Genomic DNA, 19,991 nt, shown 5'->3' on the forward strand with positions numbered 1-19,991 from the left:
GTCTAGAGCTTGCGCTGCACGGAGTTTAAACAGGGATTTTCCAGGCGCAGGTAACAAAGGGACGCACAAATGTCACCAGCTCGTGACATAAGCGCCGCGCCCCAGAGCGCTGGCCATGCTGGGTGCCAAGGGTAACGCAGGCAGCAACACCGCTTGCCAGGCATGGTACAGGTCGGGTTTGCCGCCCCAGATCTTGCTGCTGGGCTGGTTTTGCGGGCTCAATTCGTGATGCCAACTGCCGTGGTGACGGTCGATGAAATGGGTGTCGCAGAACTCCCAGAAGCGTCGATACCAGGTCTCGTAATGCAGCTCGCCGGTACGCTTTAGCAGCGCCTGCGCGGCGGCGCTGGCCTCGGCGTGGGTCCAGTGCAGGCGCTCACGCACCACGGGGCGCTGGCTCCAGTCCAAGGTGTAGACGATGCCGGGCGCACCGTCCACGGCCCAGGCGTACTCGCAGGCGCTGGCGAACAGGCCTTTGGCGTCGGTCACCAGCCAGTCGGGCGTGACGAGCCCGGCCTGCAGGCGTGCGGCTTCCAAGTGCAGCACCAACCGCGCCCATTCAAAACCGTGGCCGGGGGTGATGCCATAGGGGCGAAAGCCGTCGGCAGGGTTGTCTTCGTTGTAACCGAGCAGGGGTTGCCAATGGGCGTCAAAGTGCTCGATGACCATGTGCTGGTTGCAGGCCGCATGGGTGTGGATAACACGCTCGACGATGCGCAGCGCACGGTCCAGCCAGCGCGTGTCACCGGTGACATCGGCCAGGGCCAGGAAGGCTTCGGTGGCGTGCATGTTGCTGTTGGCGCCACGGTAGGCTTCGATGCCGCTCCAGTCCTGGGCAAAGGATTCGAGCATGACGCCCTCCTCCTCGCTCCAGAAGAACTGGTCGATGATATGGATGGCGTCGTTCAACAAATTCTGTGCACCCGGCGCGCCGGCCACCACCGCCGAGCTGGCGGCGAGCGCGACGAACGCATGCAGGTAGGCTGCTTTGCCACGGTTGCCATCCCGCGCGTGAGGCGTGGCGAACCAACCGCCATGCTCGCTATCACGCAGGGGCCCACTCAGAGCGGCCACACCGTGCGCCACCAAGTCGGCATAACCGGGCAACCCCATGGCGTGCGCCATGGCAAAGCTGTGGGTCATGCGGGCGGTGTTCATGGTTTCGGCGTGGGCATCGGCGGGCAACTGGCCGTTGTCGTCCAGGTTGCCGAAACCCTCGGGCAGTCGAGAGGCCTTGGCGAACGACAGCAGGCGCTGGCCCTCATTGGCAAGCCAGGCGTGATGGGCAGGTGCGTTCAGCCAACTGCTGGCAGGCAGTGGGTGCGTGGTCATGAGTGGCCCTTATTATTTTTTGTGGGATGACCGAAGTCTAAACAAGGGCGAGGTGGGGGCAAGTAACGAAGGGCAAGGGAAATGTCACCGGCCCGTGACAATTCCAACGATGTAAAGAGGCCACTTGTAGTGAGCGGGCTCGCCCCGCGCTGGGTGGCGCAGCCGTCCCAACCCAGGCAGCGCATCTATCCAGTTAACCTGCGTTGGCAGGTTTTGGGGCCCCGGCGCGGGGCAAGCCCGCTCACTACAGGCAGCTCAGCGGGCGGGGGTGTTGAGTTGCTGTTGCAGGTTCTGCACCTGGCTTTGCAAGGTGGTGATGTTGCGCGTGGTCTGGATGCGGAACACGTCGAACTCTTTGTTGGTCGGCGCGTCGCTGTTGCCCGGCTGGTTGTCCTGGGCACTCTTCAACACCACCAGGTCCTGCTCGAGACGGGCGATGGCCGCGCTCGGGTTGCCCTGTTTCTTCAGGGCGGCCACGTCGGCAGACAAGTCCTTGATCTCGGTATCACGCTTGCCTGCATCACCTTGCGCGGCTTTCAGCGTCGCGACGGCATCGGTCAGGGCCTGGACCTGCCCCTGCAGCTTGGCGTTGGCGTTCGACAGGTCGGTGGTGCTGGCGGTCATCTGCGCCAAGCGCTGGTCCAGCACGGTGGCCTGGCCGGCGACGCCGACCTGCTGCTTGCCCTGTTCCAGCAACTGGCTTTCCAACTGCTTGATCTGCAACTTGAGGGCTTCGCTGCCATTGTTCACGCTGGCTTCGCTGGCCACCACCTTGCCGGAAATATCCTGCAGGCGCCCTGCCGCTTCTTCGCTGATGCGTGCAAAACTTTCCTGGGTAGCGACCAGTTGCTGGCCCATCAGGGAGATCTGCTGGAAGCTCCACCAGGCGAGGCCGGCGAAGGCGATCAGCAGCGCGCCGACCAGCGCCCACAGCGGGCCGGTGCTGGCACTCTTGACCTTGACCACCGGCGTCGTGCGCGAACGCACGGAGGTGGCGGGAGTCGGCTCGAAATCATCATCGTCCCCGTGGTCTGCCCGCAGGCTGGGAACATTGTCGAAATCGTCGTTAGCATCGTTACGCATGTATCAACCCTGAATCGGTGAGATGGCTGCCTGGAAAGCCGAGCGACCGGAGTATAAACCGCGCTCGCGCCGCACTGGTCGACCCGAAACCTCGAATTCGGTTCCCGATGTGTTGCCTGATGTGAGCTTACTTGAGCCCAGGATCCTGGGCTTTCCACCAACTGCAGAACTCGTCGAGGGCGGTCCACAGGCTGACCTTGGGCTCGTAGTCCAGATAATGCCTGGCCCGGCTGATATCCAAGGTGAAATCTTTGTTCATCACCTGCATGCCCAGGCGTGACAACGCCGGCTCCGGACGCCCCGGCCACATCGCGCAGAACGCTTCGTTCAACGCCGCCACGCTGTAGGCCAGGCCGTAGGACCGATATCGGGTGACCTGCGGCATGTCCATCTGGCGCATCACGTAGTTCACCACATCCCACACCGGCACCGGCGTGCCATTGCTGATGTTGTAGGCCTTGCCCAAGGCCGAGCCCGTGGCCAGCAAACTGCTGAGCAGCGCCTCGTTCAGGTTGTGCACGCTGGTGAAATCGACCTTGTTCAAGCCGTCGCCGACGATCGCCAGGCGGTTCTTGCGCTGCATTTTCAGCAGGCGCGGGAAAATGCTCATGTCCCCGGCGCCGGTGACAAAGCGCGGGCGCAGGGCAATCACCTCCAGGCCAAACTCCTGGGCGCCGAACACCTTTTGCTCGGCCAGGTACTTGGTGGCGGCATAAGGATGCTTGAAACGCTTGGGCACCTGCTCTTCGGTCAGGCCCAGGTGGTCGCGCCCATCAAAGTAGATCGACGGCGACGACAAGTGCACCAGGCGCCCCACCCGTTGTTTCAGGCAGGCCTCGACGACATTTTCAGTGACCAGCACATTGCCTTGGTGGAAGTCCTGGTACTTGCCCCACAACCCGACGGCACCGGCGCAATGCACCACGGCCTCGACATCGCGGCACAGCTCGCGCACCAGATCGGCGTCGTTCAGATCACCCTGGATAAACTCGGCGCCACGCCGTATCAGGTGCTCCACACCTTCGGCACGTCGCCCGTTGACCCGCACGTCCAGGCCCTGCTCCAGGGCGAAACGCGCAAAGCGCCCGCCAATGAAGCCGCTTGCGCCGGTGACCAGAATTTTCATGTATTACCCCGTGTTCTTTCGTTTTTCATCGCTGTTGCCTTGACGCCCGCTGTCACCCCAACGGCACCAGCCATTGGCCACACGCCTGGGCCAGATGGTCGGTCAACAAGCCCAACAATTGCCCGCCACTGCGCCAATGATGCCAGTACAGCGGCACATCGATGGGCTTATCTGGCAATAACTCCACCAAAACGCCCTTTTCCAGTTGGTCACGCACCTGCAACTCCGGCACCAGGCCCCAGCCCAGGCCGGCCTCTGTCAGGCGGATAAACCCTTCGGACGAAGGACACAAATGGTGTTCGAAACCGCCGTCCACACCGAGGGAAGCCAGGTAGCGATGCTGCAGGAAATCATCCGGGCCGAACACCAGCGCCGGAGTCCGGGCCAACTGATCAGCACGTACCCCGTTTGGAAAATGCCGCGCAATAAAGGCCGGGCTGGCCAACGCCCGATAGCGCATGGCACCGAGCAACAAGCTGCGGGCGCCGGCCACCGGGCGCTCGCTGGCGCAAATACAGGCCGCCACTTCACCGGCACGCATGCGCTTGAGGCCCACGGTCTGGTCTTCCACCACCAGGTCCAGCAACAAGTGCTGCTCGGCGCAAAAGCCACTGACCGCCTCGGCCCACCAGGTGGCGAGGCTGTCAGCATTCAGGGCGATGCGCAGGCGCTCGGGCATGCCTTCTTCGTCCAGCGCCGGCACCTGGCTTTGCAGGTCGCGCTCCAGCAGCCGCACCTGTTGCACATGGTTGAGCAGACGGCGGCCGATGTCGGTGGGCGTCGGCGGCGTAGCGCGCACCAGCACCGGTTGGCCAATACGGGCTTCCAGCAACTTGATGCGCTGGGAGATCGCCGATTGCGACAGCCCCAACACCTGGGCGCCGCGCTCAAAACCGGCTTGTTCCACAATCGCCGCCAGGGCGGAAAGCAATTTATAGTCGAACATCAGTTTCTCTAATGAGCGATCAGCAATATTGGTTTTTCTTATACAGCGTAGCCCGTGAGAATGACCAGCATTGCTTCTCTCTACTTCAAGGAACTTCACATGGCTGGCGAAACCGCCCTGGCAACCCTGCTGCGCAGCATGAGCCCGCAACTCAATGACGGCGACTACGTGTTCTGCACCCTGCCCGACAACCGTATCCCGCCAGGGTGCGAGGTGATCGGCAGTTTTCGCGAAAGCGAAGGCCTGACGGTGATTGTCGAGCGCCAACAAGCAGAAGACGCCGGGCTGGGCTTCGACTACGTCGCCGCCTGGATCACCCTGAATGTGCATTCGGCCCTTGAAGCCGTTGGCCTGACGGCTGCGTTTGCCAGCGCCTTGGGCAAGGCAGGCATCAGTTGCAATGTGATCGCCGGCTTCTATCACGACCACCTGTTTGTCGGCCGTGCAGATGCCGAGCGCGCCATGGCCGTCTTGCGGCAGCTGGCAGCAGACGCGGAGTAACTCGCTATGTGGCAAAGCTATCTGAATGGGCTGCTGGTGGCCCTGGGCCTGATCATGGCCATCGGCACGCAGAACGCGTTTGTGCTGGCGCAAAGCCTGCGCCGTGAACATCACTTGCCCGTGGCGGCGCTGTGCGTGGTGTGCGATGCGTTGCTGGTGGCTGCGGGTGTGTTCGGCCTGGCCACGGTGCTGGCACAGAACCCGTTGTTGCTGGCGGTTGCGCGCTGGGGCGGCGCGGCGTTCCTGTTGTGGTACGGCACCCTGGCGTTGCGCCGGGCGTTTTCCAAACAAAGCCTTGAGCAGGGCGAAAACCTCAAGGTGCGCTCATTGCGCGCCGTGTTGCTCAGCGCTTTGGCCGTGACGCTGCTCAACCCCCACGTGTACCTGGACACCGTGCTGCTGATCGGCTCGCTGGGCGCCCAACAAACCGAACCGGGTGCCTACGTGGCCGGTGCGGCCAGCGCGTCGTTCCTGTGGTTTGCCACCCTGGCGCTCGGCGCTGCGTGGCTGGCGCCCTGGTTGGCACGCCCGGCGACCTGGCGTCTGCTCGACTTGCTGGTGGCGGTGATGATGTTCAGCGTGGCCTATCAATTGATTGCCGCGTAGCGAATATTCCAAAACGCTCTGGAACCTCTATCCCACACAGTTGTTGCGTGGTTTTGCCGCACCCCCGGTGCTATGATCCAGCCCCTGCGCCGCAAAGAGTACAAACTCCCCGGCGCTTGTCTGGCCGCCCGTGATCGGCCTTGCGCTCACCGCAACTGACCTGATTAGGAGAATCATCATGGCTTTCGAATTGCCGCCGCTGCCCTACGCACACGATGCCCTGCAGCCGCACATTTCCAAGGAAACCTTGGAATACCACCACGACAAGCACCACAACACCTATGTCGTGAACCTGAACAACCTGGTGCCTGGCACCGAGTTCGAAGGCAAGACCCTGGAAGAGATCGTCAAATCCTCTTCGGGCGGCATCTTCAACAACGCCGCTCAGGTCTGGAACCACACCTTCTACTGGAACTGCCTGGCGCCAAACGCCGGTGGCCAACCTACCGGTGCGCTTGGCGACGCCATCAACGCTGCGTTCGGTTCGTTCGACAAGTTCAAGGAAGAGTTCACCAAGACGTCCGTCGGCACCTTCGGTTCCGGTTGGGGCTGGCTGGTGAAAAAGGCTGACGGTTCCCTGGCCCTGGCCAGCACCATCGGCGCCGGCAACCCGCTGACCAGCGGCGACACCCCGCTGCTGACCTGCGACGTGTGGGAACACGCCTACTACATCGACTACCGCAACGTGCGTCCAAAGTATGTGGAAGCGTTCTGGAACCTGGTCAACTGGAAGTTCGTGGCTGAGCAGTTCGAAGGCAAGACCTTCACTGCCTAAGCAACCCTTGCAGTAGAAAGAGCCCGGCAATTGCCGGGCTTTTTTGTGGGCGTTACTTGGAAACACCGACGAAGAATCATGGAACTCACTAATGAAATATTTCCACTCAAGTCGCGTGAGGAATAACCCTCCCAATCAAATGTGGAGTATGACGATGGACCCTATTTCGATGGTTGTAGGTGCAGTGCCGATGGTAACGGGCCTTCTCGATAAGGGAATGGACTTGGCAAAAGGCGCGTTGGACGTGGCTGGCAAGCTGCTGGACAAAATGCCAGATGCAGAAAAAATTGCAGGTAATACAGAGTCGCAGCCTCAGAACCAGATTACTTTCTGACCCAGGCACGTCTCACTGGAAGGCCGGCCCGTACGGCCTTCTATCCTACAAGCCCTCAACATTGAGGGTCAGTGACCGGCACCCAGACTCTCAGCCCCCCACGCTTACCCAGCCACAATCTCAATTGAGTCTTCCCCCCAATGTTCCTTTGACTGCCATCACGAGATTGCCAATACTCATGGCATATTGAGGCTACCCGCATGGAACAAGGAATGACCCTTTGAAGCTGGAACTCAAAAACAGCTTGTCGGTGAAGTTGCTACGGGTTGTGCTGCTGTCGGCATTGATCGTGGGCGTGGCGCTGAGTGCGGCGCAGATCGTTTTCGATGCCTACAAGACGCGCCAGGCCGTGGCCGGCGATGCCCAGCGCATCCTCGACATGTTTCGCGACCCCTCGACCCAGGCCGTCTACAGCCTGGACCGCGAAATGGGCATGCAAGTGATTGAGGGCCTGTTCCAGGACGATGCCGTGCGCATGGCCTCCATCGGCCATCCCAACGAAACCATGCTCGCAGAAAAAAGCCGCGCACTTCAGCAGTCGCCCTCCCGCTGGTTGACCGACCTGATTCTTGGCCAGGAACGGACCTTTACGACCTCGTTGGTCGGCAAAGGCCCGTATAGCGAGTATTACGGCGACCTGAGCATCACCCTGGACACCGCCACCTACGGCAAGGGCTTTCTGGTCAGTTCGGTGATCATCTTCATTTCCGGCGTGCTGCGCGCCCTGGCCATGGGCCTGGTGCTGTACCTGGTCTATCACTGGCTGCTGACCAAGCCGTTGTCGCGGATCATCGAACACCTGACTTCGATCAACCCGGACCGGCCCAGCGAACACAAGATCCCTTCGCTCAAGGGTCACGAACGCAACGAGCTGGGCCTGTGGATCAATACCGCCAACCAGTTGCTAGAGTCCATCGAGCGCAACACCCATTTGCGCCATGAAGCCGAAAGCAGCCTGCTGCGCATGGCCCAGTACGACTTTCTCACCGGTTTGCCGAACCGCCAGAAACTGCAGGAGCAACTGGACAAGATCCTGATCGACGCCGGCCGTCGTCAGCGCCGCGTGGCGGTGTTGTGCGTGGGCCTGGATGACTTCAAAAGCGTCAACGAACAGTTCACCTACCAGGCCGGTGACAAATTGCTGCTGGCCCTGGCCGACCGCCTGCGCGCCCACAGCGGCCGCCTGGGTGCCCTCGCCCGCTTGGGCGGTGACCAATTTGCGCTGGTGCAGGCCGATATCGACCAGCCCTACGAAGCCGCCGAACTGGCGCAAAGCATCCTGGATGACCTGGAAGCCGAGTTTGCCCTGGAGCACGAGCAGATTCGCCTGCGCGCCACTATCGGCATCACCTTGTTCCCGGAAGACGGCGACAGCACCGAGAAGCTGCTGCAAAAAGCCGAACAGACCATGACATTGGCCAAGAGCCGCTCGCGCAACCGCTATCAGTTCTATATCGCCAGCGTCGACAGCGAAATGCGCCGGCGCCGCGAGCTGGAAAAGGACCTGCGCGAGGCCCTGAACCGCGAGCAGTTCCACCTGGTGTACCAGCCGCAGATCAGCTACCGCGACCATCGCGTGGTGGGTGTGGAAGCGTTGATTCGCTGGCAGCACCCGGAGCACGGCCTGGTGCCGCCGGACCTGTTCATCCCGCTGGCAGAACAGAACGGCACCATCATTCCGATCGGCGAATGGGTGTTGGACCAGGCCTGCCGACAACTGCGTGAATGGCATGACCTGGGCTTCACCGACCTGCGCATGGCGGTCAACTTGTCCACGGTGCAACTGCACCACACCGAGTTGCCGCGGGTGGTCAACAACCTGATGCAGATCTACCGCCTGCCGCCGCGCAGCCTGGAACTGGAAGTCACCGAGACCGGCCTGATGGAAGACATCAGCACCGCCGCCCAGCACCTGCTGAGCCTGCGTCGTTCCGGGGCGCTGATCGCCATCGATGACTTCGGCACCGGCTATTCGTCGTTGAGTTACCTCAAGAGCCTGCCGCTGGACAAGATCAAGATCGACAAAAGCTTCGTCCAGGACCTGCTCGATGACGACGACGATGCGACCATCGTGCGCGCCATCATCCAACTGGGCAAAAGCCTGGGCATGCAGGTGATCGCCGAAGGGGTGGAAACGGCCGAACAAGAGGCCTACATCATCTCCGAGGGCTGTCATGAAGGTCAGGGCTATCACTACAGCAAACCGCTGCCGGCCCGGGAGTTGGCGGCCTTCCTGAAGCAGTCCGAGCGCAACAACGCGGCGATTCTCTGAAGCGGCAAAACGATACTAAATATTTCCCTCGTATAAACCTTTACACAAAATGCAAATCTTTCGCATTATGTCGCAGTTTTTTGCGCTCCCCCGCGCGCCCTATCAACAACCGAAGCAGGATGTTCGCCATGATTCGTATGCCCCTGGCCACCGCCAGTCTGCTGGCCATTGCCATTTCTCTCGCCGGTTGCGGCGAAGGTAAAGACAAGGCCACCGCAAACCAGGCGCCGACCCCGGCTGCCAGCACTACCGCTCCAGCGGCTGCCACCCCAGCAGGCCAGGTCGACGAAACGGCCGCCAAAGCCGTGGTCGCGCATTACGCTGACATGGTGTTCGCGGTGTACAGCGACGCCGAGTCCACTGCGAAAACCCTGCAAACCGCCATCGACACCTTCCTCGCCAACCCGAACGACGAAACCCTCAAAGCAGCCCGTACCGCCTGGATCGCCGCACGCGTGCCGTACCTGCAGAGCGAAGTGTTCCGCTTCGGCAACACCATCATCGACGACTGGGAAGGCCAGGTGAACGCCTGGCCCCTGGACGAAGGCCTGATCGACTATGTCGACAAATCCTACGAGCATGCCCTGGGTAACCCAGGCGCCAACGCCAACATCATCGCCAACACCGAGATCCAGGTTGGCGAAGACAAGGTCGACGTCAAGGAGATCACCCCGGAAAAACTCGCCAGCCTCAATGAGCTGGGCGGTTCCGAAGCCAACGTTGCCACCGGCTACCACGCCATCGAATTCCTGCTCTGGGGCCAGGACCTCAACGGCACCGGCCCTGGCGCGGGCAACCGCCCTGCCTCCGACTACCTGACCGGCGACGGCGCCACGGGCGGCAACAACGAGCGTCGCCGCACTTACCTGCGCGCCGTGACCCAGCTGCTGGTCAGCGACCTGGAAGAAATGGTCGGCAACTGGAAACCCAACGTCGAAGACAACTACCGCGCCACCCTGGAGGCAGAACCTGCCACCGACGGCCTGCGCAAAATGCTGTTCGGCATGGGCAGCCTGTCCCTGGGCGAACTGGCCGGTGAGCGCATGAAGGTTTCCCTGGAAGCCAACTCGCCAGAAGACGAGCAGGACTGCTTCAGCGACAACACCCACAACTCGCACTTCTACGACGCCAAGGGCATCCGCAACGTCTACCTGGGCGAGTACACCCGCGTCGACGGCACCAAACTGACCGGCGCCAGCCTGTCGTCCCTGGTGGCCAAGGCCGACCCGGCTGCCGACAGCGCGCTCAAGGCCGACTTGGCGTCGACCGAAGCGAAGATCCAGGTCATGGTTGACCACGCCAACAAAGGCGAGCACTACGACCAGTTGATCGCTGCCGGTAACGACCAGGGCAACCAAATCGTGCGCGACGCCATCGCCGCACTGGTCAAGCAGACCGGTTCGATCGAAGCCGCCGCCGGCAAGCTGGGCATCAGCGACCTGAACCCGGATAACGCTGATCACGAGTTCTGATCCGCGCCGCGTTGAGAGAGGCGACCTGCGGGTCGCCTTTTTTATGTCTGTAGTTCTGCGATCAATCAAACACCGCAAAACCCATGTGGGAGCGGGCTTGCTCGCGAATGCGGTAGGTCAGCCAAATATCCAGTGACTGACACACCGCATTCGCGAGCAAGCCCGCTCCCACATTTGCTCCGTATCGCCTGAAGGGGCCGGTTTACTTACCCTGCACCCCGGGTAGAATGGCGCCTCTGCCCAATCACCCGAGCTCACTTCATGGCGTTGCCGACCCTACGCATCATCGGTTTCATCATCGGCATCTTCCTGATCACCCTTGCGATCGCCATGGTCGTCCCGATGGCCACCCTGGTGATCTTCGAACGTACCCAAGACCTGCCCTCGTTCCTGTGGGCCAGCATGATCACCTTTATCGCCGGCCTGGCCCTGGTCATTCCCGGCCGTCCCGAGCACGTGCACCTGCGCCCCCGGGACATGTACCTGCTCACAGTGACAAGCTGGGTGGTGGTGTGCGTGTTTGCCGCCTTGCCGTTCCTGCTGACCCAGCACATCAGCTACACCGACTCGTTTTTTGAAAGCATGTCCGGCATCACCGCCACCGGTTCCACGGTGCTGAGCGGGCTGGACAGCATGTCCCCGGGCATCTTGATGTGGCGCTCGTTGCTGCACTGGCTCGGCGGCATCGGCTTTATCGGCATGGCGGTGGCGATCCTGCCGCTGCTGCGCATCGGTGGCATGCGCCTGTTCCAGACCGAGTCTTCGGACCGTTCAGAGAAGGTCATGCCCCGTTCACACATGGTGGCGCGCCTGATCGTGGCGACTTACGTGGGCATCACGATCCTCGGCAGCCTGGCGTTCTGGTGGGCCGGGATGGGCCTGTTCGATGCGATCAATCACGCGATGTCAGCCATTTCCACCGGGGGCTTCTCCACCTCCGATGAATCCCTGGCCCATTGGAAACAACCCGCCGTGCACTGGGTGGCGGTGGTGGTGATGATCCTCGGCAGCCTGCCGTTCACCCTGTATGTGGCCACGTTGCGTGGCAACCGTCGGGCACTGATCAAGGATCAGCAAGTACAAGGCTTGCTCGGCCTGTTGATCGTGACCTGGCTGGTGCTGGGCACCTGGTACTGGTGGACCACCAACTTGCACTGGCTGGACGCGCTGCGGCATGTGGCGGTGAACGTCACGTCCGTGGTCACCACGACCGGCTTTGCACTGGGGGACTACAGCATCTGGGGCAACTTCTCACTGATGCTGTTCTTCTACCTGGGCTTTGTCGGCGGCTGCTCCGGCTCTACGGCGGGCGGCATCAAGATCTTCCGGTTCCAGGTCGCCTATATCCTGCTCAAGGCCAACTTGAACCAGCTGATTCACCCGCGCGCGGTGATCAAGCAGAAGTACAACGGCCACCGCCTCGATGAAGAAATCGTACGCTCGATCCTGACCTTTTCGTTCTTCTTCGCCATCACCATCTGCGCGATTGCCCTGGCCTTGTCGCTGCTGGGGCTGGATTGGATGACCGCGTTGACCGGCGCCGCCAGCACCGTGTCCGGCGTGGGCCCGGGCCTGGGCGAGACCATCGGCCCGGCCGGCAACTTCGCCAGCCTGCCAGATGCAGCCAAGTGGATCCTGTCGTTCGGCATGCTGCTGGGACGGCTGGAGATCATTACAGTCTTTGTTCTGTGCATTCCGGCGTTCTGGCGTCACTGATCGTCGAGGCTTCCAGCAACCGCGCCCGGTATTCGCCGGGCGTGGCGTCGAACCAGCGGCGAAACGCGCGGAAGAAATTGCTCGGGTCGGCAAACCCCAACAGGTAGGCGATTTCCAGCAGGGTCATGCTCGGCTGTGCCAGGTACTGCTCGGCCAGTTCGCGGCGGGTGTCGTCGAGCAGCGACTGGAAACTGGTGCCCTCCTCCTGCAAACGCCGCTGCAACGTGCGCTGGGACAGGTGCAGGGTCTGGGCGACCACCTCACGCTTGGGCTCGCCCTGAGGCAGCAGGCGGCACAGCACCTGCCGCGCCTTGTGGGTCACGCGGCTTTCCGAAAAACGCGCCAGGTATTCACCGGCAAACCGATCATGCAGCAGCGCCATGGCCTCGTTGGCCGTGGGCAGCGGCGCGTCCATGTCGGCCCGCTCGAAAATCAGCGCGTCATAGGGCGCGTTGAATTCCAGGGGCGCGTGGAAAGCTTGTTTGTAGGGCGCCAGGTCCACCGGTTGATCGCCTTGCAACAGCACCTTGCGCGGCTGCAGGGTACGCCCGGTCAACCAGCCGCACAGCGCCAGGGCACTGGCCAGCGAAGCCTCGGCGCTTTGCCGGGTGGGGGGCAAGTGATCGCCATGCACCGTCAGAATCAACGCATAGCCTTCGGGCAATAGTCTGAAACTCAGGTCGGCGCTTTCGGCGATGATCCGCTGATAGCGCACCAGGCGCATAAAACCTTCGGCCAGCGTGTTGCTGGACATCAGCGCATAACCGGCCACATGAAACGATGCCGGACGCACCACCTTGCCCATGTTCAGGCCGATCGCCGGGTTGCCCGACAGCTCGACCGCCCGTTGCCAGAGTCGGGTCATGGAGTCTTGTGGAAAACGCGCGTCAGGGTCACTGAGGGCGGCATAGTCCAGGCCCAGTTGCTTGAACAAGGCCCGGCAGTCCAAGCCGTCCATTTCCAACGCCTTGACTATCCCCATCGCCCAGCTTGCAGAAGTTGTTCGTTCGCTCATGGCGTCTTCTTAAAAAAGCAGGCTTAAAACGGCAGCCAGGAAGCCAAGGATACTAAAGTGGCATCTATTGTCACTGGCTGTTACCACTGATCACTCTAGACTCAAATAAGCTCCCCGCCGAACATCTGTTGGGCACCACAATAACGAGAGGGCCGGCTACCGTGGAAAATGTCAGACAATTCAACAGCTTCGCCGAGTTCTACCCGTATTACCTGAGCGAACATGGCAACAGCACCTGCCGGCGCCTGCACTTTATCGGCACCACGCTGGTGATTGGCATCCTGGCCTACGCCATCGGCAGAGGTTCGTTGGGCCTGTTGCTGGCTTTGCCGATAGCCGGTTACAGCTTTGCCTGGGTCGGCCATTTCTTCTTCGAAAAAAACCGCCCGGCGACCTTCCAGCACCCGTTCTACAGCCTGCTGGGGGATTTTGTGATGTACCGCGACATGATCCTGGGCAAGGTGCCGTTCTAGCCCCACGACCGTTTTAACCGTGAAAGTTCGTACATCCGGCGAGATAAAAATCTTTTTGTCATTTTAGGTGCTGTATCCTGCCAAGGCTTTTTGAGAGCGCGGAATCACCTGCGATTGATAAAACAGACCTTGCGAGGAGCGACGACGATGCACGAGATACCTAATCTCCCCTTCCCAAGCCTGCACCCAACCGAGCAGCCAACACCGCAGCAGGCCAGCAACAAGCAGCCTGAGGCCAAAGAAGCAAAACCAGTCGACAGCAAACGCCAGGACTGACGCCGTAACAGACCGTGTGGAAAGCGCAACATTGAGCGCTTTCCACACTGCCTGAAGACTTTGGATACCGCGATGACCGACACCCTTCCCGACGCCGCCGACGCCGCCGTACTCGACGCTGCCCTGCAGATGGTTGAAGTATGGAACCGTCTGAGCGCCGACAAACAGGCCCTGCTGCTCAAGCGCTTCGGCACCCAGGAAAACGCCTTGGCCGCCCTGGTGACCACCCAACTGTTGGCCCCTGCCCAGCCTTGACGTCTTTTTGAGCTGACGTTTTTTGCTTTTGCCACCCTGCGCAGGCCAAAGCACCGGTATCATTAGCAGCCTATCTTTACCTGCTGCGACAGTGGACCTTTCCCATGCCAGATACCCAGCGCCCCATGGCGGTCACGCTGCAAGTCGTTTCCATCGTGTTGTTTACCTTTATCGGCTACCTGAACATCGGCATTCCCCTCGCCGTCTTGCCGGGCTATGTGCACAGCGAACTGGGCTATGGCGCGGTGATCGCCGGCCTGGTGATCAGCGTGCAATACCTGGCCACCCTGCTGAGCCGCCCGTATGCGGGAAAAATCATCGACAACCTGGGCAGCAAGCGCGCGGTGCTGATCGGCTTGGCCGGTTGCGGCCTGAGCGGTGTGTTCATGTTGTTTGCGGCGTTCTTTTCCAGCTTGCCGGCCTTGAGCCTCGGCAGCCTGTTGATCGGCCGCCTGGTGCTGGGCAGCGCCGAAAGCCTGGTAGGTTCCGGCGCCATCGGGTGGGGCATTGGCCGCGTCGGTGCGGCGAATACCGCCAAGGTCATCTCCTGGAACGGCATCGCCAGCTACGGGGCGTTGGCCGTCGGCGCACCGCTGGGCGTGGTGCTGGTCAGGCACTTCGGGCTGTGGAGCATGGGCGTCAGCATTATCCTGCTGGCGGTCATCGGCCTGTTGCTGGCCTGGAACAAAGTTGCCGCGCCCATCGTTGCCGGTGTGCGCCTGCCGTTCATGAACGTGCTGGGCCGGGTGTTGCCCCACGGCTGCGCCTTGGCCCTGGGCTCGATCGGCTTCGGCACCATCGCCACCTTCATCACCCTGTACTACACCACCCAGCATTGGGATAACGCGGTGTGGGCCTTGAGCCTGTTCGGCGCCAGTTTTATCGGCGCGCGCCTGCTGTTCGGCAACTTGATCAACCGGATCGGCGGTTTTCGCGTGGCAATCGCCTGCCTGTCAGTGGAGGTCCTCGGCCTGCTGTTGCTGTGGCTGGCGCCGGACGCCAACCTGGCCCTGGCCGGTGCGGCGTTGAGCGGGTTCGGCTTTTCCCTGGTGTTTCCGTCCCTGGGCGTGGAGGCGGTCAACCTGGTGCCCGCGTCCAGCCGGGGTTCGGCCGTGGGGGCCTATTCGTTGTTTATCGACTTGTCCCTGGGCATCACCGGCCCGCTGGCAGGCGCTGTGGCGGCAGGTTTTGGCTTTGCATCGATCTTCCTGTTCGCCGCCCTGGCCGCCTGCGGTGGGTTGGTGCTCAGCGTGTACCTGTACCGCCAGGCCCCCAAAGCCCGCGAGGCGCGCGACGCCTAGAAGTCGACCTTGCCGCGCCCGGCCTTGATCGTGCCGCGCTTGGTCTTGGATTCCAGGCGACGTTTTTTCGAGCCCAGGGTCGGCTTGGTCGGGCGGCGCTTCTTTTCCACCTTGGTGGCGCTGAGGATCAGTTCCACCAAACGCTCCAATGCATCCGCGCGGTTCTGCTCCTGGGTCCGGTATTGCTGGGCCTTGAGCACCAGCACCCCTTCGCTGGTGATCCGACTGTCACGCAGCGCCAGCAAACGCTCCTTGTAGAACGCCGGCAGCGACGAGGCCGGAATATCAAAGCGCAGGTGCACCGCGCTCGACACCTTGTTGACGTTCTGCCCACCGGCGCCCTGGGCGCGAATGGCGGTCAGCTCGATCTCGGCGTCGGGCAGGTGCACATTATTGGAAATCACCAGCATCAATTAAAAACCTTAGGCAACGGACAAGCCCAACTCGGACAACAACATCGACGCCTGGGCTTTGGAAATCACGGCGCCTTTGAACAGTTTGGCATCATTGAGGCGAAACCCGCTCAAATCCGCGCCCCGCAAGTCCGCGCCGGCGAAATTGGCGCCGTTGATGCGCGCATGGGCCAGGCTGCAGTCGATCAGTTCAGCCTTGCGAAAATCTGCGTCCGACAAGTCGCTGTCAGAAAAATCCAGGTTATTGAGCACCGTGCGCGCAAACGACAAACCAGATAAAAACGCGCTGTTGAGCAAACTCTCACTGAAGCTCAGGCCCAATGAAGCGCAATGGGTGAAGTTGGCGCCGGTCAGCTTGCACTGATCAAATTGGGCCTGGGACAGTTTGCTGCGTTGCCAGCGGGTGTTGTTCAGGTCGCAACTGTGGAACTGTGCTTCCAACAGATTCGCCGCTTCAAAGACCGCCTGGCCGGCGCGACAGCTTTTCCACTGCGTACCTTCCAGGCGCGAGCCGAGGAACGAGGCCTGGGCCAGGATGCAGCGTTCGAATATCCAGTGGTCCAATGCCATGCGCGACAGGTCGGCCCCACTCAGGTCGACACCCACCAGGCGCAAAGGCCCGCCGTGTTGGTCGATCAGGTCTTCCAGCTCGTCGCGCTGCAGGGTGCCGCCGTCGATATCGGTGTGGTGCATGGGGCCTCCGGGCGCGGAACAGGTGAAAACGAGGCGGGAGTCTAACCCGTGAGCGCCCACAAAAAACCCGGCAATATGCCGGGTTTTCTGTTTTCGCAAGGCGGGTTACTTCAGTGCCGCACTCGTCGAGGTCAGCGCCGCTTCGGCACTGCGCTTGTTCTTGACCCAGTAGCACACCGCCATGAACGCCACCCACACCGGGATCGCGTACACCGACACCTGGATCCCCGGGATCATCAGCATGATCACCAGGATAAACACCACGAACGCCAGGCAAATGATGTTGCCGTACGGGTACCACAGCGCCTTGAACAATGGCACCTGCTTGGTGCGGTTCATGTGCTGGCGGAACTTGAAGTGGGAGAAGCTGATCATCGCCCAGTTGATCACCAGCGTGGCCACCACCAGGGACATCAGCAGTTCCAGGGCATGCTGCGGGATCAGATAGTTCATCAGCACCGCCACCAGGGTGACGGCCGCCGAGGCTAGGATCGAGCGCACCGGCACGCCGCGCCTGTCGATCTTGGCCAAGGCCCGTGGCGCATCACCCTGCTCGGCCATGCCCAGCAGCATGCGGCTGTTGCAGTAGGTGCCGCTGTTGTACACCGACAACGCCGCGGTCAGTACCACGAAGTTGAGGATGTGCGCGGCGGTGTTGCTGCCCAGCATCGAGAACACCTGCACGAACGGGCTGCCACTGTAGGCATCGCCGGACGCGTTGAGGGTTTGCAGCAGGCTGTCCCAAGGGGTCAGCGACAGCAGCACCACCAGTGCGCCGATGTAGAAGATCAGGATGCGGTAGATCACCTGGTTGATCGCCTTCGGGATCACGGTGCGCGGTTTGTCTGCTTCGGCAGCGGTGAAGCCGAGCATTTCCAGGCCGCCGAAGGAGAACATGATGATCGCCATGGCCATCACCAAACCACCGACGCCGTGGGGGAAGAAGCCGCCGTGTTCCCACAGGTTGCTCACCGAGGCTTGCGGGCCGCCGCTGCCACTGACCAGCAGGTAGCTGCCCAAGGCGATCATGCCGACGATGGCGACCACCTTGATGATCGCAAACCAGAACTCGGCTTCACCGAAGACTTTGACGTTGGCCAGGTTGATCGCGTTGATCAGTACGAAGAACGCGGCGGCCGAGACCCAGGTCGGGATCTCGGGCCACCAATAGTGCACGTACTTGCCGACGGCAGTCAGCTCCGACATGCCCACCAGGATGTACAGGATCCAGCAGTTCCAGCCCGACAGGAAGCCGGCGAAACCTCCCCAGTACTTGTGGGCAAAGTGGCTGAAGGAACCGGCGACCGGCTCTTCGACGATCATTTCGCCGAGCTGGCGCATGATCATGAAGGCGATGAAGCCGCAGATGGCATAGCCCAGGATCATCGACGGGCCGGCCGACTTGAGCACCCCGGCCGAGCCCAGGAACAGGCCGGTGCCGATGGCGCCCCCGAGGGCGATCAACTGGATATGCCGATTTTTCAGGCCGCGTTTCAGCTCGCCTGAAGAGGAATGGGGTCCACTCATGAAAAGGGTCTCACGCAAGGTTTGATGATGTTGAATGCACGTTGCTGTCTTGAATCTCGACTCAAGCAGCGCCGCTCAAACCCCAGCGCAGGCACCAGGAGTACAGCGTCGTTCTAAAGGTCATGCGTCACCTGTTTGTTTTTATCTGTGACGAAATCGAACCCGTCTGGCTCGTGGCCAGGCGGAGTGATCAGGGAAGGTAAACCCTGAGGTCTTGGCCTTTTGCGTGGGTACGCAAGGGGGGTCACAGTAAAACGCGGCGCATTGTACACCGCTCGACAGCTTAGGGCGGCCCTCGGCAAGGGCACGCGACAATCTGTCAGGCATTCCTTACAGCATCGCCACGCCCGGGAATGCAGCGACTTTCACGTAAATTAATCGTTACAGCGCGGAAAATAAGCGTTACAGCCAGCAACGAACAGAAAAATGTCGGTAGGAAATCTCCGACAAATTACCCTCGCCAGTCCGTTGTTTTTTCTAAATAAATATTTCTGGCGAAAAAACAGAACAAAAAATCCAAATGAGACCGTGTCAATAAATATTTTGCATTCCGAAACACTCTCTCCTAGGTTCTTCCCACTTGCCCAGTGAAGCCCGCTGGCAAGCCGTTCTCAAACAACGTCCTCTAGGAGAAACACCATGCAAGCACTGGAAAACGACCTGGAAACCGAACTGCAACTCGACGATTGGTTTGAAGCGCCGACCCATGAGGCCGCCGTTGAAATGATGCAAGCCGACGCCGTCGTGCCATTCGGCACCGCGATGTGGCCGTTCTAACACCCGGCAGGCACTGGCAGGTGCTGTGCACGGCATCTGCCTCCTTACCCAAGGCACAGAAGGACACCCGTCATGGACAAGGCCCGCGCCGTCGAACACTTTCTCTACTACCTGGCCCACCACCCGGCCCTCAGCGGCCTGAACTGCCCGAACGTGCTGCTGGGCCATACCGAACGCTATGACGCCATCGCCCAGGCGATCACCCACGGCAGCGCCGCCCGTTTCAATTTCCAGGTGCAGCGCCTGGACCTGGCCGCCTGCGACAGCCTGGCCCAGGCCATTGAAGCCTGCGACCTGTACCTGTTTCTCTACGACTCTTCGACCCTGCCCAACCCACGCGCCGAAGGCCCGGACTTTATCCGCGCCCTGCAAGGCGTGATGGCCGAGCACTGGAAGAAATCCCTGCTGTTCAAGGACTATGGCGACTATTTCTACGACACCTTCAGCGTTGAGCCACAGCGCATCGCCGACCTCAACGCCACGCTGATCCGGCGCATGTCCCAAGCCAACGTGCTGAGCTTTACCGACAAGCACGGCTCACGCCTGGAAGCGCCGATGAGCAGCATCAAGAAGTGGACCAATATCAACGGCGTCGGCAACCACGACCTCGCCCCCGGCGAGATCGCCACCCACAGCGAGGCCATCAATGGCCAGGTGCGGTTTGTCGGCACATTCCTGAGCACCATCCCCTTTGCGCGCAAATACGGCGTGTTGCAGTCACCGTTGGAACTGTGGATCGAGAACTCGACCATCTGCAGCGTGGCCAGCGACGTGCCGGGGCTGGCGGATGACTTCAACAAGTACCTGAACGCCAACCCGTCGAACCGGCGTGTGGAGGAATTGGGGATTGGCACCAATGAAGGCGTGAAGGACCTGTATGCACGCAATGCCGGGTTCGAAGAGCGCCATTGCGGGCTGCACCTGGGCCTGGGTGGCGGGCAGAAAGGCAGCCATCACCTGGATCTGATCTTTGCCAGTGGGGTGTTGGCGTTGGATGACAAGCCCGTCTTCGACGGCACCTTTGCCTTCTGATCAGTGATTTAGAAACCTATGAAGATCCAAATGTGGGAGCGGGCTTGCTCGCGAAGGCGGAGTATC

The 19,991-nt window shown here is 61.2% G+C and carries 20 protein-coding genes; 12 read left to right on the forward strand and 8 right to left on the reverse strand.

The window, feature by feature from the left end; genetic code table 11:
• Positions 1-72: 72 nt before the first annotated feature.
• The 4 genes from M2394_RS16360 to M2394_RS16375 all read right to left on the reverse strand — a co-directional run bounded on the left by M2394_RS16360 (position 73) and on the right by M2394_RS16375 (position 4,487).
• Positions 73-1,332, reverse strand: coding sequence for an AGE family epimerase/isomerase (locus M2394_RS16360; RefSeq protein WP_259173162.1), 1,260 nt, complete (start codon positions 1,330-1,332; stop codon positions 73-75).
• Positions 1,333-1,587: 255 nt separating this feature from the next.
• Positions 1,588-2,415 (reverse strand): ATPase, encoded by an 828-nt coding sequence (locus tag M2394_RS16365; protein WP_176994253.1) that lies wholly within the window; start codon positions 2,413-2,415, stop codon positions 1,588-1,590.
• 127 nt (positions 2,416-2,542) lie between these two features.
• Entirely contained in the window at positions 2,543-3,541 is a 999-nt protein-coding gene (locus M2394_RS16370) for an NAD(P)-dependent oxidoreductase (RefSeq protein WP_178925087.1), read from the reverse strand.
• A 52-nt stretch (positions 3,542-3,593) separates the two neighbouring features.
• Positions 3,594-4,487 carry a LysR family transcriptional regulator ArgP gene (locus M2394_RS16375; protein WP_178925085.1) on the reverse strand — a complete coding sequence of 298 codons (894 nt, stop codon included), beginning with the start codon at positions 4,485-4,487 and terminating at the stop codon, positions 3,594-3,596.
• A gap of 99 nt (positions 4,488-4,586) precedes the next feature.
• Between M2394_RS16375 and M2394_RS16380 the strand changes: the two genes are divergently transcribed.
• The 7 genes from M2394_RS16380 to M2394_RS16410 all read left to right on the forward strand — a co-directional run bounded on the left by M2394_RS16380 (position 4,587) and on the right by M2394_RS16410 (position 12,163).
• Positions 4,587-4,988, forward strand: a complete 402-nt coding sequence (locus M2394_RS16380) for an ACT domain-containing protein (protein ID WP_178925083.1) — start codon at positions 4,587-4,589, stop codon at positions 4,986-4,988.
• 6 nt (positions 4,989-4,994) lie between these two features.
• Positions 4,995-5,594, forward strand: a complete 600-nt coding sequence (locus M2394_RS16385; RefSeq protein ID WP_178925081.1) for a LysE/ArgO family amino acid transporter — start codon at positions 4,995-4,997, stop codon at positions 5,592-5,594.
• A 178-nt stretch (positions 5,595-5,772) separates the two neighbouring features.
• Positions 5,773-6,369, forward strand: coding sequence for a superoxide dismutase (locus M2394_RS16390; RefSeq protein WP_094950838.1), 597 nt, complete (start codon positions 5,773-5,775; stop codon positions 6,367-6,369).
• Between the two features lie 91 nt (positions 6,370-6,460).
• Entirely contained in the window at positions 6,461-6,703 is a 243-nt protein-coding gene (locus M2394_RS16395; protein WP_259173163.1) for a hypothetical protein, read from the forward strand.
• Between the two features lie 220 nt (positions 6,704-6,923).
• On the forward strand, positions 6,924-8,975 hold the full coding sequence (locus M2394_RS16400; protein ID WP_259173164.1) for a bifunctional diguanylate cyclase/phosphodiesterase: 2,052 nt from the start codon (positions 6,924-6,926) through the stop codon (positions 8,973-8,975).
• A 128-nt stretch (positions 8,976-9,103) separates the two neighbouring features.
• A complete protein-coding gene (locus M2394_RS16405; protein ID WP_259173165.1) occupies positions 9,104-10,447 on the forward strand; it encodes an imelysin family protein in 1,344 nt (447 codons plus the stop codon).
• A gap of 261 nt (positions 10,448-10,708) precedes the next feature.
• Positions 10,709-12,163, forward strand: coding sequence for a TrkH family potassium uptake protein (locus M2394_RS16410; RefSeq protein WP_259173166.1), 1,455 nt, complete (start codon positions 10,709-10,711; stop codon positions 12,161-12,163).
• Here the strand turns inward: M2394_RS16410 and M2394_RS16415 are convergent.
• Positions 12,120-13,178, reverse strand: coding sequence for an AraC family transcriptional regulator (locus tag M2394_RS16415; RefSeq protein ID WP_178925297.1), 1,059 nt, complete (start codon positions 13,176-13,178; stop codon positions 12,120-12,122). The genes M2394_RS16410 and M2394_RS16415 overlap by 44 nt on opposite strands.
• A 161-nt stretch (positions 13,179-13,339) precedes the next feature.
• Here M2394_RS16415 and M2394_RS16420 point away from each other — a divergent pair, with 161 nt between their 5' ends.
• The 3 genes from M2394_RS16420 to M2394_RS16430 all read left to right on the forward strand — a co-directional run bounded on the left by M2394_RS16420 (position 13,340) and on the right by M2394_RS16430 (position 15,483).
• Positions 13,340-13,651: a DUF962 domain-containing protein gene (locus M2394_RS16420; RefSeq protein ID WP_178925299.1), complete on the forward strand. Its 312-nt coding sequence runs from the start codon at positions 13,340-13,342 to the stop codon at positions 13,649-13,651.
• A 348-nt stretch (positions 13,652-13,999) separates the two neighbouring features.
• Positions 14,000-14,182 carry a hypothetical protein gene (locus M2394_RS16425; RefSeq protein ID WP_259173167.1) on the forward strand — a complete coding sequence of 61 codons (183 nt, stop codon included), beginning with the start codon at positions 14,000-14,002 and terminating at the stop codon, positions 14,180-14,182.
• Positions 14,183-14,286: 104 nt separating this feature from the next.
• Complete coding sequence (locus tag M2394_RS16430) at positions 14,287-15,483, forward strand: MFS transporter (protein WP_178925303.1); 1,197 nt, start codon at positions 14,287-14,289, stop codon at positions 15,481-15,483.
• Here the strand turns inward: M2394_RS16430 and arfB are convergent.
• The 3 genes from arfB to M2394_RS16445 form a co-directional block, all read right to left on the reverse strand.
• Positions 15,480-15,893 carry an alternative ribosome rescue aminoacyl-tRNA hydrolase ArfB gene (gene arfB, locus M2394_RS16435; RefSeq protein ID WP_176994266.1) on the reverse strand — a complete coding sequence of 138 codons (414 nt, stop codon included), beginning with the start codon at positions 15,891-15,893 and terminating at the stop codon, positions 15,480-15,482. The two genes, M2394_RS16430 and arfB, sit on opposite strands and share 4 nt — an antisense overlap.
• A 12-nt stretch (positions 15,894-15,905) precedes the next feature.
• Positions 15,906-16,589 carry a pentapeptide repeat-containing protein gene (locus M2394_RS16440; RefSeq protein WP_178925304.1) on the reverse strand — a complete coding sequence of 228 codons (684 nt, stop codon included), beginning with the start codon at positions 16,587-16,589 and terminating at the stop codon, positions 15,906-15,908.
• A 105-nt stretch (positions 16,590-16,694) separates the two neighbouring features.
• The gene (locus M2394_RS16445; protein WP_259173168.1) at positions 16,695-18,116 is read right to left on the reverse strand and encodes an amino acid permease; all 1,422 of its coding nucleotides are present in this window, start codon (positions 18,114-18,116) and stop codon (positions 16,695-16,697) included.
• Positions 18,117-18,755: 639 nt separating this feature from the next.
• Between M2394_RS16445 and M2394_RS16450 the strand changes: the two genes are divergently transcribed.
• Positions 18,756-18,893 carry a hypothetical protein gene (locus M2394_RS16450; protein ID WP_003175756.1) on the forward strand — a complete coding sequence of 46 codons (138 nt, stop codon included), beginning with the start codon at positions 18,756-18,758 and terminating at the stop codon, positions 18,891-18,893.
• A 72-nt stretch (positions 18,894-18,965) separates the two neighbouring features.
• The gene (locus tag M2394_RS16455) at positions 18,966-19,925 is read left to right on the forward strand and encodes a leucyl aminopeptidase (protein ID WP_178925308.1); all 960 of its coding nucleotides are present in this window, start codon (positions 18,966-18,968) and stop codon (positions 19,923-19,925) included.
• Positions 19,926-19,991: the final 66 nt, after the last annotated feature.

The organism is Pseudomonas sp. BIGb0164 (genome assembly GCF_024810135.1).
GTDB lineage: Bacteria > Pseudomonadota > Gammaproteobacteria > Pseudomonadales > Pseudomonadaceae > Aquipseudomonas.

What these genes read in the sequence shown, in the direction of transcription:
- M2394_RS16375 (WP_178925085.1), bottom strand. Translation starts at nt 4,487, where the DNA reads ATGTTCGACTATAAATTGCTTTCCGCCCTGGCGGCGATTGTGGAACAA.
- M2394_RS16380 (WP_178925083.1), top strand. Translation starts at nt 4,587, where the DNA reads ATGGCTGGCGAAACCGCCCTGGCAACCCTGCTGCGCAGCATGAGCCCG.
- M2394_RS16360 (WP_259173162.1), bottom strand. Translation starts at nt 1,332, where the DNA reads ATGACCACGCACCCACTGCCTGCCAGCAGTTGGCTGAACGCACCTGCC.
- M2394_RS16445 (WP_259173168.1), bottom strand. Translation starts at nt 18,116, where the DNA reads ATGAGTGGACCCCATTCCTCTTCAGGCGAGCTGAAACGCGGCCTGAAA.
- M2394_RS16410 (WP_259173166.1), top strand. Translation starts at nt 10,709, where the DNA reads ATGGCGTTGCCGACCCTACGCATCATCGGTTTCATCATCGGCATCTTC.
- M2394_RS16415 (WP_178925297.1), bottom strand. Translation starts at nt 13,178, where the DNA reads ATGAGCGAACGAACAACTTCTGCAAGCTGGGCGATGGGGATAGTCAAG.
- M2394_RS16430 (WP_178925303.1), top strand. Translation starts at nt 14,287, where the DNA reads ATGCCAGATACCCAGCGCCCCATGGCGGTCACGCTGCAAGTCGTTTCC.
- M2394_RS16390 (WP_094950838.1), top strand. Translation starts at nt 5,773, where the DNA reads ATGGCTTTCGAATTGCCGCCGCTGCCCTACGCACACGATGCCCTGCAG.
- M2394_RS16440 (WP_178925304.1), bottom strand. Translation starts at nt 16,589, where the DNA reads ATGCACCACACCGATATCGACGGCGGCACCCTGCAGCGCGACGAGCTG.
- M2394_RS16450 (WP_003175756.1), top strand. Translation starts at nt 18,756, where the DNA reads ATGCAAGCACTGGAAAACGACCTGGAAACCGAACTGCAACTCGACGAT.
- arfB (WP_176994266.1), bottom strand. Translation starts at nt 15,893, where the DNA reads ATGCTGGTGATTTCCAATAATGTGCACCTGCCCGACGCCGAGATCGAG.
- M2394_RS16405 (WP_259173165.1), top strand. Translation starts at nt 9,104, where the DNA reads ATGATTCGTATGCCCCTGGCCACCGCCAGTCTGCTGGCCATTGCCATT.
- M2394_RS16455 (WP_178925308.1), top strand. Translation starts at nt 18,966, where the DNA reads ATGGACAAGGCCCGCGCCGTCGAACACTTTCTCTACTACCTGGCCCAC.
- M2394_RS16370 (WP_178925087.1), bottom strand. Translation starts at nt 3,541, where the DNA reads ATGAAAATTCTGGTCACCGGCGCAAGCGGCTTCATTGGCGGGCGCTTT.
- M2394_RS16395 (WP_259173163.1), top strand. Translation starts at nt 6,461, where the DNA reads ATGAAATATTTCCACTCAAGTCGCGTGAGGAATAACCCTCCCAATCAA.
- M2394_RS16425 (WP_259173167.1), top strand. Translation starts at nt 14,000, where the DNA reads ATGACCGACACCCTTCCCGACGCCGCCGACGCCGCCGTACTCGACGCT.
- M2394_RS16365 (WP_176994253.1), bottom strand. Translation starts at nt 2,415, where the DNA reads ATGCGTAACGATGCTAACGACGATTTCGACAATGTTCCCAGCCTGCGG.
- M2394_RS16385 (WP_178925081.1), top strand. Translation starts at nt 4,995, where the DNA reads ATGTGGCAAAGCTATCTGAATGGGCTGCTGGTGGCCCTGGGCCTGATC.